This is a genomic window from Streptomyces sp. HUAS MS02, from assembly GCF_055702265.1.
This window is the reverse complement of sequence record NZ_CM146747.1, coordinates 478,832-494,452: the sequence shown is the minus strand read 5'-3', so window position 1 is coordinate 494,452 and position 15,621 is coordinate 478,832. Positions and strand designations below refer to the sequence as shown.

General features: G+C 71.7%; 11 protein-coding genes and 1 pseudogene. 9 read left to right on the top strand and 3 right to left on the bottom strand.

The window, feature by feature from the left end; all coding sequences use genetic code 11:
- The first annotated feature begins 31 nt into the window (after nucleotides 1-31).
- The 5 genes from ACZ9QC_RS02195 (at nucleotide 32) to ACZ9QC_RS02175 (ending at nucleotide 7,075) form a co-directional block, all read left to right on the top strand.
- On the top strand, nucleotides 32-2,107 hold the full coding sequence (locus ACZ9QC_RS02195; RefSeq protein WP_472918528.1) for a DUF1996 domain-containing protein: 2,076 nt from the start codon (nucleotides 32-34) through the stop codon (nucleotides 2,105-2,107).
- Nucleotides 2,108-2,204: 97 nt separating this feature from the next.
- Nucleotides 2,205-3,374, top strand: coding sequence for a sensor histidine kinase (locus tag ACZ9QC_RS02190; RefSeq protein WP_472918527.1), 1,170 nt, complete (start codon nucleotides 2,205-2,207; stop codon nucleotides 3,372-3,374).
- Complete coding sequence (locus ACZ9QC_RS02185) at nucleotides 3,371-4,108, top strand: response regulator (RefSeq protein WP_472918526.1); 738 nt, start codon at nucleotides 3,371-3,373, stop codon at nucleotides 4,106-4,108. Before ACZ9QC_RS02190 ends, ACZ9QC_RS02185 begins: the two co-directional genes overlap by 4 nt.
- Before the next feature lie 216 nt (nucleotides 4,109-4,324).
- The gene (locus tag ACZ9QC_RS02180) at nucleotides 4,325-5,287 is read left to right on the top strand and encodes a hypothetical protein (RefSeq protein WP_472918525.1); all 963 of its coding nucleotides are present in this window, start codon (nucleotides 4,325-4,327) and stop codon (nucleotides 5,285-5,287) included.
- Nucleotides 5,288-5,494: 207 nt separating this feature from the next.
- Nucleotides 5,495-7,075, top strand: coding sequence for a type 1 periplasmic-binding domain-containing protein (locus tag ACZ9QC_RS02175; protein ID WP_472918524.1), 1,581 nt, complete (start codon nucleotides 5,495-5,497; stop codon nucleotides 7,073-7,075).
- Between the two features lie 29 nt (nucleotides 7,076-7,104).
- Here the strand turns inward: ACZ9QC_RS02175 and ACZ9QC_RS02170 are convergent, their stop codons facing one another.
- Nucleotides 7,105-7,569 (bottom strand): SRPBCC family protein, encoded by a 465-nt coding sequence (locus ACZ9QC_RS02170; protein WP_472918523.1) that lies wholly within the window; start codon nucleotides 7,567-7,569, stop codon nucleotides 7,105-7,107.
- Between the two features lie 309 nt (nucleotides 7,570-7,878).
- Here ACZ9QC_RS02170 and ACZ9QC_RS02165 point away from each other — a divergent pair, with 309 nt between their 5' ends.
- Nucleotides 7,879-8,856, top strand: a complete 978-nt coding sequence (locus ACZ9QC_RS02165) for a hypothetical protein (RefSeq protein WP_472918522.1) — start codon at nucleotides 7,879-7,881, stop codon at nucleotides 8,854-8,856.
- Between the two features lie 123 nt (nucleotides 8,857-8,979).
- Here the strand turns inward: ACZ9QC_RS02165 and ACZ9QC_RS02160 are convergent, their stop codons facing one another.
- The gene (locus tag ACZ9QC_RS02160) at nucleotides 8,980-9,345 is read right to left on the bottom strand and encodes a cupin domain-containing protein (protein WP_215453523.1); all 366 of its coding nucleotides are present in this window, start codon (nucleotides 9,343-9,345) and stop codon (nucleotides 8,980-8,982) included.
- Between the two features lie 146 nt (nucleotides 9,346-9,491).
- Here ACZ9QC_RS02160 and ACZ9QC_RS02155 point away from each other — a divergent pair, with 146 nt between their 5' ends.
- Nucleotides 9,492-11,801, top strand: coding sequence for an MMPL family transporter (locus tag ACZ9QC_RS02155; protein ID WP_472918521.1), 2,310 nt, complete (start codon nucleotides 9,492-9,494; stop codon nucleotides 11,799-11,801).
- Between the two features lie 32 nt (nucleotides 11,802-11,833).
- On the opposite strand, the gene ACZ9QC_RS02150 is transcribed toward ACZ9QC_RS02155, so the two are convergent.
- Nucleotides 11,834-14,113 (bottom strand): M4 family metallopeptidase, encoded by a 2,280-nt coding sequence (locus ACZ9QC_RS02150; protein WP_472918520.1) that lies wholly within the window; start codon nucleotides 14,111-14,113, stop codon nucleotides 11,834-11,836.
- Nucleotides 14,114-14,433: 320 nt separating this feature from the next.
- Here ACZ9QC_RS02150 and ACZ9QC_RS02145 point away from each other — a divergent pair, with 320 nt between their 5' ends.
- Nucleotides 14,434-14,652: a hypothetical protein gene (locus ACZ9QC_RS02145; protein WP_472918519.1), complete on the top strand. Its 219-nt coding sequence runs from the start codon at nucleotides 14,434-14,436 to the stop codon at nucleotides 14,650-14,652.
- Nucleotides 14,653-14,709: 57 nt separating this feature from the next.
- Nucleotides 14,710-15,544, top strand: a pseudogene (locus tag ACZ9QC_RS02140) (class I SAM-dependent methyltransferase).
- Nucleotides 15,545-15,621 lie beyond the last annotated feature (77 nt).

The following is a 15,621-nucleotide window of genomic DNA, read 5'->3' as shown; positions in this document are numbered from 1 at the left end:
GATCGCGCTGATCTTGGGCGGAGGTGGCCTCGTGGCCGTCAACGTCTACGCGTCGGCCACCGAGGACGGTTCGCCCGACGACTGGGTCGAGCGGGTCGCCTCCGCCGCCGGCACGATCGACTGCCCGGATGTCGGCAGCGAGCTGACGGAGGTGCCCGAGGGGGCACGGGAGGGCGTCGACAAGGAACTCGCCGCCCTGGACCAGCAGATAGCCGAGGCCTACCAGCGGCTGCAGAACTCCGTCCAGGCCCAGCAGCAGGACAGCGGGTTCGCCGACAACGCGATCATGAACCCGCTGAAGGAGAAGCGGGCGGCGACGATCGAGCGGATCGCGATCGCCATCGACCGCGTCGGGGACCGCCCCGAGGGACTCGACTCCCTCGCCGCCTGCGAACTGCGTCCCGCCGAGAACCAGGACGCCGGCCAGGACGGCGGTCAGAACGGCGGTGAGCAGGACGGTGGGGAGCAGAACGGCGACGGCCAGAACCAGGGCGGCCAAGGCGGTCAGGACCAGGGCGGCCAGGGGCAGCAGGGCAACGGCGGCCAGGCCGGCAACGGGCCGGTGGCCGCGGACTACGCCGACATCAGGTCCGTCCAGCCGAACGCCGGGAACCGCGGCGGCCAGAACGGCTCCACCGGCTCCTTCAGCACCGACTGCGGCGTGAACGCCAATGGCGTGTTCAACTCGGACAACGTCATCGTGGCCCCCGGCGTCTCCAACGGCGCGCACCACTTCCACGACTACATCGGCAACCAGGGCAACAACGCCTTCGCCAGCGACGAGGACCTCGCCGCCGCCGACACCAGTTGTGAGAACCAGGGCGACAGGTCGTCGTACTTCTGGCCCGTGATCCGGCTGCAGAACGGCACCGCCGAGCAGGACGCCAACTCGCCCGGCGGCGGCATCGAGGGCAACGCCGGTGAGATCGTGACGCCCAAGGAGGTCACCATGACCTTCGTCGGCAGCCCGCGGGGCGAGGTCGTGGAGATGCCGCGGCTGCTGCGCATCATCACCGGCGACGCCAAGGCCTTCGTCAACGGCCCGGCCAACGCCAACGCGTCCTGGAGCTGCACCGGCTTCGAGGACCGGCAGCTGAAGGACAAGTACCCGCTCTGCCCCTCCGGCAGCGACGTCGTGCGCACCTTCAAGTTCCAGAGCTGCTGGGACGGCCGCAACATCGACAGCGCCAACCACCGTACGCACGTGGCCTTCGCCGCCGCGGACGGCAGCTGCGCGGCCGGCTTCAAGGCCATCCCGCAGCTGGTCCAGCGCATCGTCTACGACGTCGACGCCCCGAGCCTCCAGGACGGCGGCCGCACGACGCCGCTGTTCGCCGTGGACTCCTTCCCCGAGCAGCTCCACAAGGCCGTCACCGACCACGGTGACTTCATCAATGTCTTCGACGAGGACCTGATGCGGGCGATGGTGGACTGCATCAACGACGGCCGCGAGTGCGACGCGGCCGACCTCGGCGACGGCCAGGGCGACGGTGGCCAGGGCGACGGCGACGGTGGCCAGGGCGACGGTGACCAGGGCGACGGTGGCGACCAAGGAAACGGTGGTGACCAGGGCGGCGACGCCGGCCAGGGTGACGACCAGGGGCAGGACCCGGGCCAGGGCCAGGACGGCGGTCAGGACCAGGGTGAGGACCAGGACCAGGGACAGGAGAAGCCGGACGACGGTCAGGACGAGGGCGCTGGCCAGGACCAGGACGAGAACACGGCCGAGCCCTCCGAGACCGCCCAGGCACCCGGCGGCGCCGACGAGCAGGCCGGCCAGGGCGGCGACAAGGAGCCCCAGGTCCTCGGCTCGGTGAAGGCGACCCAGCGCGGCAACCCCGCCGGCGGCGACCAGGCGGACCAGGGCGACCAGGGCGGCGAGGGCGCGGACGACGCCGGGGACGGCGGCGACGCGGTCGCGGCCCCCGAGCAGACGCCCGCGGCGAACGTGCCGTCGGCCGCCGGGCAGCCCGGCGCGCAGGGGTCCGGGTCGGCGTCGGGCAGCCTCGCCGAGACCGGCTCGCAGCTGTGGCCCGCGATGATCGGCGGTGTGGCGGTGCTGGCCGGTGTCGTCCTGCTCCGCCGGGTCAGGCGCGGGAACTACTGATCCCGTACCGCCCCCTGGATGCGATCCCCATGCTCCGTCAACCTTGTTAGTTTGAAAGGGACTTGATCCTGCATCAGCTGACGGGGTGGGGCGGAGCATGGCGGAGGGCCGGGCCCGGCGGCTGCGGTTGCCACCGGGCGACGTGGCGGCCGCCGCCGTGCTGTTCGTGGCCATGACCGTCGTACGGCTCGGCGCGGGGGAGGACCCCGACGCCTCACCGCCCCTTGTCCTGGCCCTCGGCGCGATGATCGCCGGGGGCCTGGCGGTCCGGCGCCGCGCCCCGCTCGCCGGGTACGCGGTGGGTACGGCGGGGCTCGTCGTGGAGGCCCTGTGGGTGGGGCCCGGCCAGTTGACGCCGGTCGCGAACCTCATCGGCGTCCATTCGCTGGGCCTGTACGCGAGTCCCCGCAGGGCCGTGCTCGGCGCGCTTCTCGTACCGCCCGGTGTGCTGGCCCACTTCGCGCCGAAGGACGATCCGTGGGTGACCCAGGCCGCGGTGGTCCTCGTCTGGCTGCTGGTGTGGGTGGCGGGCTGCGCCACCGCCCGCCGCCGCCGGGAGACGGAGGAGCTGCGGCGGTTGCTGCGCCGCGAGACGGTCGTCGCCGAACGGGTCCGCATCGCCCGGGAGTTGCACGACATCGTCGGACACGCGGTGAACGCCATGCTGGTCCAGGCCGGTGCGGGACGCATGGTGCTCGACACCGACCCCGAACGCACCCGGGACCTGCTGATGAGCGTCGAACGCACCGGCCGTGACGCCCTCGCCGAACTCGACCGGCTCCTCGGTGTCCTGCGCGCGGACGACGACGCCACCGATATCACCGACGCCACCGACGCCCCCGACATCATTGACGCCACCGTCATGACCTTCCCGCAGGACAGGGACACCGAGGGCGGCCTGGCCCACCTGGTGCGCCCCATGGCGGACGCGGGCATGGACGTACGGCTGTGCGTCGAGCCGGAGACGCTCACCCTGCCGCGCGCGCTGCGGCCGACCGTCCACCGGATCGTCCAGGAGGCGCTGACCAACGCGCTGCGGCACGGCCACGCCCGGTCCGCCGAGGTGACGGTCCGCAGACAGCGCTGGGGGAACGCGGTGCTCGTGCGGGTCGTGGACGGCGGCGACGGGCCGCCGCCGGAGTACCGGCCGGGGCGCGGGCTGCGCGGGGTCGGCGAACGGGCCGCCGCGCTCGGCGGATCGGTGGCGCACGGTCCGGCCGACGACGGCATCGGCTTCGCCCTCACCGTCGAACTGCCGCTGCCATGAGCGCGCCCGCCGCCCCGACCGTCCGCGTGCTCCTCGCTGACGACGACGCCCTGTTGCGCACCGGTGTCGCGGTGACGCTCGGCACCGCCGCGGACATCGAGGTCGTCGGAGAGGCCGCCGACGGGATACGGGCCGTGGAACTGTGCCGCGCGCTGACCCCCGACGTCGTCCTGATGGACGTACGAATGCCGGGCATCGACGGTATCGAGGCCACTCGGCGGATCGTCGAGGCGGGTCTGGCCGCGCGGGTCCTCGTCCTGACGACGTTCCCCGACGACGCGTACGTGTGGCGGGCGTTGCGGGCCGGTGCCAGTGGCTTCCTGCTCAAGCGCGCCACGCCCGAGCGGCTCATCGACGCCGTCCGCACGGTCGCCGCCGGGGACACCCTGCTCGACCCGTCCGTCACCCGGGCGCTCGTCGCGCGCTTCGTCCTCGACGACCGGAGGGCCCGGCGCGAGCCGGACTCCGGCGAGTGCGCCCGGCTGCGCGGCCTCACCGCCCGCGAGGTCCAGGTGCTGCGGCTGATCGCCGAGGGGCTGTCCAACGCGGAACTCGCCCAGCTGCTCGGGATCGCCGAGTCCACGGCCAAGACGCACGTCAAACGCATCCTGCACAAGATCGATGCCCGCGACCGGGCCCAGGCCGTGGTCCTGGCGTACCGGTCGGGACTGATGGACTCGCGTGGCGCGCCCACGGACCTTCTCGGGCCGCCCGGGCCCCCCGGCTTCGGCTGACCGGCCCTCGCCCCCCCGCAGACCCCCACGCCCCCGATCTCCGCACACCCCACGCCCCTCGACCGACGCACACCTCACACCCCTCGACCGAAGCGCACCCCCACGCCGTCGCCGGCCGAGTACCCCCACGGGGGTACGTTTCGGCACCCCCTCGGGGGGACGCCCGCCGCCCTCCGTCCTCCTACGGTCAGCCCAGTCGCCAGGAGGGGAGCTGGGATGAACGCGAGGGACGTGGGGGCGGTTCTGGCAGCGGACGTGTGGCGTGCCATGCGTCCGCTTGGCCGCTTCCAGCGGCTTCTGTGGTGGTGCGGGACCGCTCTGCTGGTCTCCGGTGCGGTGCACGGGCTGGTGGCGGTGATCGACTGGCAGCCGTGGTGGGGGCCGGTCTCCTGGCGCAAGCCGGTCGCGTTCGGAGTGTCCTTCGGGCTGTTGGTGTGGTCCGTGGTCTGGGTCGTGCGTCAGCTGCCCGCCCGCTGGTGGGTGCGGTTCCCGGCGGGCCTGATCGCGGTCGTCGCCCTCTTCGAGGTCGGGCTGATCACCGCCCAGCGCTGGCGCGGGGTCGCCTCCCACTTCAACCAGGCCACGGACACCGACTCGGCGATCTGGTCCGTGATCGGCACCCTGATCCTGCCGCTGATCCTCGGCCTGGTCTGGCTGTTCGTCGCCGCGCTGGTCCGGTTCGACGGCGGCGGGCCCTCCCGCGTCGCCACGCTCGTGGGGCTGGGGGCCGTGCTGGTCGCCGGCTACATCGGCATGGACATGGCCGCCATCGGGGAGGCCGCCTTCGACGACACCGGACGCGTCCCGCGCGAGGTGCTGTTCGGTGCGGCGGGCAGCGCGAAACTCGCCCATGCCGCCGGACTGCACGGCATCCAACTCCTCGCCGTGCTCGCGATCCTGGGTGAGGCGGGCCGACTGTCGCCCCGCCGGGCGGGGCGGGTCCTGGCCGTGGCGGCGCTCGGTTATGCCGCCGTCTTCTGGGCGGTCACCGCGACCGCCTACGCGGGCCGGGCCCCGTACGACCCGACCGCCCCCTACGCGATCCTGCTGGTGGCGGGCGTCCTCACGACCGGTGCGGCCCTCGTCGTCGTCCTCGCCCAGGCGTCCCCCGCCCGCCGGGTGCCCGCGCCCGCCCCGGTCGAGGAGAACCCGTCGCCCGCCGGGCGAACCGGAACGTGACCCGGAGGCGTCAACCAGCTGTGGAGCCTGTGATTTCCACGCACCGACCAGCAGTGCTGCCGATGCTTTCGCGCCACCTCTCGGGCAGTGGTCACGAAGTGAAATCGATCTCCGTCCGCGCCCGAGAATCACCTGTCGCGGCATCGAGTTTCGGCCGTACACTGACAATTCGTAAGCATGCGGGTGGAGTTGACGGGGGGACCCGAGATGTCCGGGGATCAGTACGGGGTAAGAGACCAGGACGGCTGGAGTCACAGCTACGTCGTGCCGCCGATGCCCTCGGCGCCGCCCCCCGGCCCCGCGGACGGTTGGCGGGCTGCCGGGGTGGGCCTGCTGAACCTCAGTGGTCTGGGGCTCGGCTACGCGCTGATGCGCCGCCCGCTCCTGACCGTGCTGTGCTGGGCGGCCACCGGGCTGCTGCTCTTCTCGGTGCTGCCGGCCGACCCTGACGGCGTCTCGGGCGCCACCCTCACCGTCTACGGCCTCTTCCTGCTGCTCGCGGCGGCCCACGGCGCCTTCCTGGGCCTGCGCAACCGCCTGGTGTGGCCGGCGAAGTCCCCGATCGCCATCGCGCTCGGCGTCCTCCTGCTCGGCGTACCGGTCGCGAGCGGTCTGCTGTACGAGACCGCGCGGAAGGAAGCCGTCGAGGAGATGCTCCTGGACCGGCTGGGGAAGGCCGACGAGCTCGTGGACAAGGCCTCCGGCGAGTCCTTCTCGACCACCCAGTCCGAGTACCGCAGGGCTCTGGCCGCCTACGACGACCTGAGCACCGACCACCCCGACTCCCGCGCCGCCGAGAAGGTGCCCGACCGGTTGAAGACCTTCTACACGACCGTCGGCGCCCCTTACGAGGACAAGGAGTATTGCGAGGCGGTCGCTCCCCTCGAATACCTGCGTACCGTGCCTGGCACCGTGAGCAAGCAGGATCTCGGCTCGCTGGCCGCCTGGCCCGACGACCGGCTCGCCACCTCGCTGTACGAATGCGCCTCCGAGAGCCTGGCGGCCGACACCGCCGGCTGGCAGGACCAGTTCAGCGACCTCCTCACCACCTTCCCCGACTCCGATCAGGCGGCGAAGGTCGAACCCGACGTCGAGCGGGCCGTCGACAAGGCGGTCAAGGCCGTCGGCGGCGACGACCCGTGCGCCGCCGTGGACCGGCTGGAGACGCTCGGCTCCCAGGTCAAGGCGTTGCCGGGGGAGAAGGCCGGGGTGGCCGACGGGCTCGCCGCGGCCGCCGGAAAGGCCGAGAAGTCCGCCTCCGCCGGTGTCTACACCTGCGGTGTCGACCAGTACAAGGACGGCGACTTCGCCGAGGCGGTGACGTCGATGAACGACTTCGTCGACGCCAACAAGAACCACAAGAACGCGCCGCGCGCCAAGAAGATAGCGATCGCCGCCGAGATCGCGCAGGAGGTCCCGGAGGCGGGCAAGAAGCTGCCCACCACACGGACCGGCGGCAGCATCTCCGTGACGGTGAAGAACGACAGCCCCGACGAGATCCAGGTCATGTACACCGGCCCGGTGACCGGCACATTCACCCTGAAGGGCTGCTCCACCTGCACCAGCTACGACTGGAGCAGCACCCTCGCCTCCAGCTTCAAGCCGTGCAGCGGCAACGACAAGTACCCGCAGCGCACGATCAGCCTGCCCGTCGGCACCACGTACTTCCTCCACAAGCCGAAGGGCGACAACGCCTCCAGCGCCGCCTCCGACACGGCCAAGCTGGAGTCCGGCTACATCTACACAGAGTGCGCCTATGTGACCTCGGGCTTCGGCCTGAACTCCTGACGCACCCGGTGACCGAGGGCCGCGGCGGCTCAGTCCCTGCGGCCCTCCACCCACCCGGCGACGTCGTCCAGGTCCTTCGCGATCGCCTTGCGGACGGCCCGGGCGCCCAGGGGGCCCATGACCCTGGCGAGCAGGCCCGCGACCGTGCCGGTCGGCCGGGCGGAGAAGGTCAGCACGATCGTCGTCGCCCCCGGTCCGTCGGCCCGCAGCACCCACTCCGAGACATAGCGGGAGCCGTGCGACTCGGCCTCCACCACATAGCGCTCGGGCGGCTCGCTGACGGTCACCCACATCTCCTCGGTGGCGTCCGTGCCGAACATACGACGGGTCTCCCGCCACCGAGTGCCCACCCCGAAGCCCCCGTCCGTGAGGACCTCGACCCTCATGACACCGCTGAGCATCCGATCCATACCGCCGAGGTCCGTCACGGCCTCCCACACCCGGCCCTGGGAGGCGGCCACCCGTCGCTCGACGACGACACTTCTGCTGGTCATGCCTCCCATGAAAGCACCGGGCAGCGACGGCCGCCCCAGGACGGCCGCCGTGCCGGGACGCGCTCCGGCCGGCGCGCCAGGTTCCGTAACCAGGGTGCGTAGTTCTACGGACGACCACGTGGCAGGCGTTCTGGAAGCCTCGGATCCGCCGGTGCGTCCGGGGGCGGTGGGGCCGCGTGGAAGGGATCCGGCCGTGGGCATCCCTCCTCCACGCGTTCGACCACGACGCCCCGCCGCCCCGTCCCACGGCCCCGCGGGGCGATCCGGCTCCGCCGCCGCACCCCGTCCACCACGACCGAGGAGAACCCGATGACCGAACGCCCCGAGGGTGCACCGGCACAGCCGCAGCCGCATGACCAGCCGTCCGCGTCACCGTCGGCACCCCCGCCCGGGCAGGCCCCGCCGCAGACACCCACCCAGGCCGAGATACCGGCCCAGCCCGCGCAGGCGCAGGCCCCGACGCAGGCGGCCGTCCCGAGCGCCTACCCCTACCCGCACCCCCAGTCCCCGGCGGCGAGCCCCCAGCCCCCGGCCGGCTACGGACCTCCGGCCGCCACCGTGACCGCCCAGTCGAACCCGTACGGCCAGCCGCCGGGTGGCTACCCGCCGGGGGGCTACCCGCCCCTCGGGGCGCCGCCCGCCACGGGTGCCGGCGGGCGGGCCGTGCTGTGGGCGCTGGTCGGCGCGGCGGTGGCCTCGGCGGCCTGGGCCGGCGGGGTCTTCCTGCTCGGCAAGGACGAGACGGAGGCCGACCTGCGCGGCTACCGGGCCAAGTCGGACATCTGCCCGTCCGTGGACTACTCGTCCTTCAAGAACGAGTACCCGGAGGAGGACGACGCCCCGGTCAACAACTCCCTGGAGCACGCGGCCCTCGACCAGAGCTACTGCAGCATCTCCCTCAAGGAGTCCTCGACCTCCACCCTCTCCGACGCGTACTTCTCGGTCCAGATCGACCTGCACAAGAAGACCGACCCCGGCCCCGAGTTCACCGCCTTGTGGTCCGAGTACGACCAGCGCTACGAGGACTACGAGGTCGAGAAGGTCGACGGCTTCGGGGACGAGGCGTACGTCATCACCGAGGACACCACCTCGGGCGACGACACCAGCGGCAGCCGGTCGGCCACCCTCGCGGTGCGCGACGGCTGGATGACGTACGAGATGCGGTGGAGCGCCTACGGCTCCAGCTACGACGACGTGACCATGCCGGACGTGGACGACGTCGTCGACTGGCTCAAGAACGACACGAACGCGACCCTGGACAACCTGCGGGGGGCCGACGGCATCTAGCACGCCGGACGCGGACGCGCGCGGAGGCCGTGGGCGTGCGGGCCGTCGTGGGTGTGGTGGCGTGGATGGAGGCGGGGTGTGTGGTGCCCCGCCTCCACTCCCTCTCGCACCCGGACCTTGGGCTCAGTCCCCCTTCGCCTTCGCGTAGTCCTGGGCCATCTGGCCGGCGAAGTCGTACAGCAGGCACTGCTCGTCACCCACGACCCACGCGTCGTGCCCCGGCGGACACACGAAGGTGTCGCCCGGTCCGACCTCGCCCTCACCGCCGTCGTCCATGCGGATGTGCATGCGCCCCTGGACCACATAGCCGTTGTGGTGGACCTGGCAGCTCTCCGTGCCCGCGAGAGGGGCGACGGACTCCGACCAGCGCCAGCCCGGCTCGAAGGTGGCCACGGCGAAGTCGAGCCCGGTGAGGTGCACGGCCTCGAGGTGCCCCCGAGGGAAGTCGCGCCGCTCGTCCGGCTTCTCGACCGATTTGATCTCCAGCATGACGGCTCCTTCCGTTCCGTCCCACCCCCCTCATCGTCCGCCTGTCAAGCCGGGGCCGCCAACCGGGGGACCGTGATCTCCCGAGGTGCCGGGGCACCGGGAGCGTCGTGTAATGAGGGCCGGAGATCGCTGCCGTGGGAGAGACGATGCGCTCAGGTCGTTCCGGTGGGAAACGTTCGGGCGAGGAAGCGGGGTCCGAGGTTGCCGGGGGCGTGCTGCGGCGGCTCGGCGAATGGTGCGCCCGGCACTTCGTGATCGTCATCGTCTCCTGGCTGGTCGCCCTCGCTGCCGTCCAGGTGCTGAACCGGTCCTACGGCGGCGACTACTCGGACGACTTCACCCTTCCGGGAGTGCAGTCCGAGAAGGGCCTGGACGTGCTGAAGGAGCACGATCCGGCCGCCGGCGGCTACGGCAGCCAGATCGTCCTGCACGACGAGGACAAGGCCCTCACCTCGCTCGGCTCCCAGATGTCCGAGACGGTCGACGACCTGCAGAAGCTGCCGCACGTGCTGTCGGTCCAGAACCCGCTGACCGCGCCCACCACCCAGCCCTCGCAGTCGTCGGACCAGTCGCAGCAGCCGAACGTCGGTCCCCTGTCCTCCGACCAGAAGACGGCGTACATCACGATCCGCTTCGACGTACAGCCCTCGACCCTCGGAGCCGGCTATCTCGACGGCGTGGACGACGCGGTCCAGCCGCTGCGGTCGGCGGGCGCCGAGGTCGAGTACGGCGGACCGCTCGGCGAACTGGCCCGTCCCGCCGCCGACGACCGGGTGAGCGAGCTGATCGGATTCGCGGTCGCGATCGTCGTCCTGATGATCGGATTCGGCAGCGTCATCGCCGCCGGACTGCCTCTGGTGAGCGCGTTGCTGAGCGTCATCGGCGGCCTCGCCTGCCTCGGTCTGCTGGCCGCCGCGTTCACGTTCGCGACCGTCTCCCCGACCCTGGCGACGATGATCGGGCTCGGCGTCGGCATCGACTACGCGCTGTTCCTGACCACCCGTCACCGGCAGAACCTCATGGACGGCGACGACCCGGTACGGGCGGCCGGACGCTCCGCCTCCACCAGCGGCCACGCCGTCCTGGTCTCCGGCTGCACGGTGATCGTCGCCCTCGCCGGGCTGTACACGTCCGGTGTGAGCTTCATCGGCAACCTGGGACTCGCCGCCGCCGTGACCGTCGTCTCCGCGCTCATCGGCGCGGTCACGCTGGTCCCGGCCCTGCTCGGCCTCATCGGCAGACGCATCGACCGCTACCACGTCCGCAAGCCCGTCGCCGAGACCGGCGCGGAGGCGGGCGAGGAGATCACCGGCACCTGGCACCGCTACGCCCAGCGCGTGGAGCACCATCCGTGGCGCTTCCTCGCGGCCGGTGTCACGACGGTGGCGGTCCTCGCCATCCCCGTCTTCTCCATCCAGCTCGGTCACATCGGCGACGGCGCCGACCCCACCTCCTTCACCGACCGCCGCGCCTACGATCTGATGACCGACGCCTTCGGGCCGGGCTCCAACGGTCCGCTCACGGTCGTCATCGACCAGACCTCGGTGCCGTCGTCGGACCGCCAGGGCCTGCAGAGCACCGCGCAGAAGAACCTGGACGCGGTCGAGGGGGCGTACGCGGTCACCCCGCTGACCCCCACCCAGGACGGGGACGTGCTCATCGGCACGGTCTACTCCAAGGAGTCCCCGCAGAACGCCGACACCACGGACCTGACGAACCGCCTCGTCGACGACACGCTCCCCGCCTCGGTCTCCGGCACCGAGGCGAAGGGCTATGTCACCGGGACCACGGCCTCCCAGGTCGACTTCCGTGACATCGTGGCGAGCCGGCTGCCCATCATCATCGCCGTGGTCGTCGGCCTCGCCTTCCTGATCATCCTCGCCGTCTTCCGGGGGCTCCTGGTCGCGGTGAAGGCGGCGGTCCTCAACGTGCTGTCCATCGCGGCCTCGTACGGCGTCGTCGTCGCCGTCTTCCAGTGGGGCTGGGGCGGGCCCGCCCTGGGCGTCAACGGCACGGTGCCCATCGAGAGCTATGTGCCGATGATGATGTTCGCCATCATCTTCGGCCTCAGCATGGACTACGAGATCTTCCTGCTCTCCCGCGTCCACGAGGCCTGGACGCGCACCGGCGACGCCCGGGCCTCGGTGGCCCACGCGCTGGAGATCACGGCCCGGGTCATCACCTGCGCGGCCCTGATCATGGTCAGTGTCTTCGCCGCGTTCATCGTCAGCGACAACATCGTGGTCAAGATGCTGGGGCTGGGGCTCGCCGTCAGCGTGCTCATCGACGCCACGGTCGTCCGCCTGCTCATGGTCCCCGCGGTGATGACCCTCCTGGGCCCCCACGCCTGGTGGACCCCGCACTGGCTGGACCGGATCATGCCGCACATCGACGCGGAGGGGGACACGGCGAAGCGGCCGGTCCCGACGGGGCGGGACCGGCCGCTCGGTGACTGACGGGCCTCAGACGGCTGTCAGTTGACGATCTGTCAGAACGTCAGCTTCCAGCTGTTGATGTAACCGGTGTCGAGGCTGGCCACGTCCTGCACCCGCAGCTTCCAAGTGCCGGCGGCCGTCTCCGAGGAGGCGTCCACCGTGTACGTGGCGATCACGTCGTCCGCCGAGTCGGACGCCGAGGAGTTCTTCAGCCGGTACGCCGTGCCGTCCGGGGCCACGAGGTCGACGACCAGGTCACCGCGCCAGGTGTGGACGATGTTCACGTCCACGGTGAGCGTGCTGGGCGCCGCTCCGGCCCGGTTGACGTTGATCGGCGACTCCACGGTGGAGTTGTCGGGGATCTGGTAGTCGGCGGTGTTCTCGAACACCGACTGGTTCCCCTCCTCGTCCACGCGCCAGGCGAAGCTCGCCGTGCCGGTCTCGCCGGCCGCGTCCGTCACGGTGACCGTCGGCGTCGAGTTGCCCGCCGTGGTCGGGGAGCCGGAGATCCGGCCCGTGGCGGCGTCGATCGACAGCCCGTCCGGCAGTCCGGTGGCCGCGTACGACAGGGCGCCGGCGTTGGTGGAGGATGCCTGGACGTCCAGCGTGACCGTCTGGCCGACCAGGGAGTACTGGGCGGCCGGCGGGACGACCGTCACACCGTCGAGGATCCGGGAACCGACGTTGATCGCGGCCCAGGCGTTGGCGGTGTTGTTGTAGGTCACCGAGCCGAGCCCGTACAGGTCGGCGGCGGCCTGGAGGGTGGCGGTGCGGGCGGCCGCGTAGTTGGTCGTGGACGTCATGTACGTGGTGAGCGCCCGGAACCAGATCTTCTCGGCCGCGTCCCGGCCTATCGGGGTCACCGGCAGCCCGTCGAAGGTCGGCGAGTTGTAGGAGACGCCGTTGACGACCTTCGCGCCGCTGCCCTCGGAGGCCAGGTAGTACCAGTGGTTGGCCGGGCCCGATGAGTAGTGGACGTCGATGTTGCCGAGCGTGGAGGACCAGTAGTCGCGCGAGGAGCCGTCCTTGCTGGGCCGGTCCATGTAACGCAGCGGCGTACCGTCGCCGTTGATGTCGATCTTCTCGCCGACCAGGTAGTCCCCGACATCGTTGGCGTTGCCCGCGGCGAACTCCACGGCGGCGGCGAAGATGTCGGAGGTCGCCTCGTTCAACCCGCCCGACTCACCGCTGTAGACGAGGTTCGCGGTGACCGAGGTCAGACCGTGGGTCATCTCGTGCGCGGCCACGTCGATCGAGGTGAGCGGGTTGGCGTTGCCGGAGCCGTCGCCGTACGTCATGCAGAAGCAGGAGTCCTGCCAGAACGCGTTGACGTAGTTGTTGCCGTAGTGCACCCGGCTGTAGGGCGCGACACCGTCGTTGCGCAGCCCGTTCCTGCCGTGCACGTTCTTGTAGTAGTCCCAGGTCAGCGCGGCGCCGTAGTGGGCGTCCGCCCCCGCCGTCTCCAGGTTCCCGGTGGTCCCGTCGCCCCAGATGTCGTCCGGGCCGCTGAACAGCGTCCCGGTGCCGGAGGAGCCCCGGTTCAGGTTGTACGTGCGGTGGTTGCCCCGGTCCGCGTCGGTCAGCGTGTACGACGAGCCGGACTGGCTGGTGCCGAGCGTGACCGTGCCGCTGTAGCGGGTGTTGCCCGTGCCGGTGTGCACGGCCTCGTACTCGAACAGCTTCTTCCCCGTCTGCGCGTCGGTGATGACGTGCAGCTCGCTGGGCGTGTCGTCGTGCTGGAAGCCGCTGACGACGGTCTCGTAGGCGAGGGTCGGCGTGCCCTTCGCGGCCCAGACGACCTTGCGGCTGCTGTCCGGAGCGGTCTTGGTGGACCCCTCCTCCTTCGCCGCCGCGAGCGCCTGCTTCTCCGCGGTGGCCCTGCTGACCTCGGGGCTGAGGTCCGACACCTTCAACTCGGGCTTGTAGGCCCGGGTGACGCTCTCGACCGCGCCGGACTTGGCGGCGTGGACGACCAGGTCGCCGCCGAGCACGGGCAGCCCGGCGTAGGTGCGCTCGTAGCGGGTGTGCGTGGTGCCGTCGGCGTCCTTGACGACGTCGCGAACCCGCAACTCCTCCTGGCTGCCGAGGTCCAGGCGGTCGGCGGTCCGGTCCGTGGCCTTCTCGGCCTGTCGGACGAGGGTCGCGCGCTGTGCGGGGGTGAGCTGTGCGGGCAGTGACCCGCGGTCAGCCTTGGCCGCCGCGGGACGGGCGGTGCCTTCGCCGCCGTCGCCGCGAGCGATCGCGGGGGAGCCCGGGACGGCGACGGCGAGTACCGCCGCCGCCACCACGAGGGCGGCTGTGGCCGTGGTGCGTCTGTGGGGGGTGGATCTCACGCGAACTCCTTTGCTGCGGCCGACGTTGGACGAGCGGCCGTACGAAGGACCCGGTGCACGGGTCGAGGCACCGGGTGGTGCAGGGAGTGCTGCGATGCGGGTGCGCGTGCGCCGTCGTGAGACGGGGTGCGCACAGAGTGACAGATGTGGAGCTCTTGTGTCAGGAGCACAACAAGTGTTTGGCCGGAAAGTGATCGATCATCGACCGTCAACCGGCCATGCGCGGACATGTCCACCGGCGCCCGGGGAACTTCTCGGCCCCGGTCGCGCGTCTTCGGGGTGAGGCCGGACGGATCCGGTGCGCCGCGGAGGGGGTTGCCATGACGACGAACGACCCGGGCACGATCGAGACCACGCTGGCCGACGGCCGGCGCATGACCCTGTCGCTGCCTCCGACGGACGCCGGATGGGCCGCCGACGGGATCAAGGCGCTGCGCGCCGTTCCGCCCACCCACACCGGACACGGGGAGAATCCCCCCGCCCTCCCCGAGCGCCCCGCCCTCCCCCTGGAGGTCGCGCTGCTGGGCTTCGGGGCCTGAGGTCCTTTGGCCGCTGCCGCTCACGGCGCGGCGCAGGGGAGGGGACGGGGAGGCGGCGTGCCGGACGGATGGCAGTGGGACCCCACGCTCTTCCGGGGCAGCGCGGCGTACTACGAGCGGGGCAGGCTTCCCTACGCCCCCGGCTTCGCCGAGGCCCTCGCCGGGGCCCTCGGCCTGGACGGAGGCGGCCGACTCCTCGACGTCGGCTGCGGACCCGGGATCGTGCTGCTGCCGCTGGCGCGCTACTTCGAGGAGGCCGTCGGCGTCGATCCCGACGAGGACATGCTGACGGAGGCCGAGCGCCGGGCCACGCGCTCGGGGGTGACCAACGCGCGCTGGGTGGCCGCGCGCGCCGAGGATCTGCCGGCCGGGCTGGGGACCTTCCGGGCGGTGGTGTTCGCCCAGTCCTTCCACTGGACGGAGCGTGACCGGGTCGCGGCCACCGTGCGGGGGATGCTGGAGCCCGGCGGCGCGTTCGTCCACGTCAGCGACCTCAAGGACCCGACACCCGACACCGCTGCCGTCGCCCGCGCCGCCGTACGACCGGATCGCTGACCTGGTACGCCACTTCCTGGGACCGGTGCGCCGCGCGGGGCAGGGGCGGCTCGTGCACGGCACCCCCGGCGGTGAGGAACTCGTCATCGCGCGCGCCGGTTTCGAGGGCTGCGCACGGCATGTCGTGCCCGCCGGGCAAGTGGTGACCCGGACCGTCGACGACCTCGTGGCGTGGGTGTTCTCCAACTCCTTCTCCGCCCCGCACCTGTTCGGCGTCCGGCTGCGGGAGTTCGAGCGGGACCTGCGGGCGCTTCTGGAGCGGGAGGCCCCCGACGGCCGTTTCGCGGAACGGCTCCCGGCGACCGAGATCAGGACCTGGCGGAAGCCACGCGCCTGAGACGCCATCCGATGCTCACTGTGCAGCCCTACGCACGGGGGGCCGCCCGGTCAGGGGTGCCGGAGGCACAGGTAGGC

Bases quoted from the DNA above. Each gene is read 5' to 3' on its own strand.
- ACZ9QC_RS02190 (WP_472918527.1), top strand. From the start codon at position 2,205: ATGGCGGAGGGCCGGGCCCGGCGGCTGCGGTTGCCACCGGGCGACGTG.
- ACZ9QC_RS02185 (WP_472918526.1), top strand. From the start codon at position 3,371: ATGAGCGCGCCCGCCGCCCCGACCGTCCGCGTGCTCCTCGCTGACGAC.
- ACZ9QC_RS02180 (WP_472918525.1), top strand. From the start codon at position 4,325: ATGAACGCGAGGGACGTGGGGGCGGTTCTGGCAGCGGACGTGTGGCGT.
- ACZ9QC_RS02175 (WP_472918524.1), top strand. From the start codon at position 5,495: ATGTCCGGGGATCAGTACGGGGTAAGAGACCAGGACGGCTGGAGTCAC.
- ACZ9QC_RS02170 (WP_472918523.1), bottom strand. From the start codon at position 7,569: ATGACCAGCAGAAGTGTCGTCGTCGAGCGACGGGTGGCCGCCTCCCAG.
- ACZ9QC_RS02165 (WP_472918522.1), top strand. From the start codon at position 7,879: ATGACCGAACGCCCCGAGGGTGCACCGGCACAGCCGCAGCCGCATGAC.
- ACZ9QC_RS02160 (WP_215453523.1), bottom strand. From the start codon at position 9,345: ATGCTGGAGATCAAATCGGTCGAGAAGCCGGACGAGCGGCGCGACTTC.
- ACZ9QC_RS02155 (WP_472918521.1), top strand. From the start codon at position 9,492: ATGCGCTCAGGTCGTTCCGGTGGGAAACGTTCGGGCGAGGAAGCGGGG.
- ACZ9QC_RS02145 (WP_472918519.1), top strand. From the start codon at position 14,434: ATGACGACGAACGACCCGGGCACGATCGAGACCACGCTGGCCGACGGC.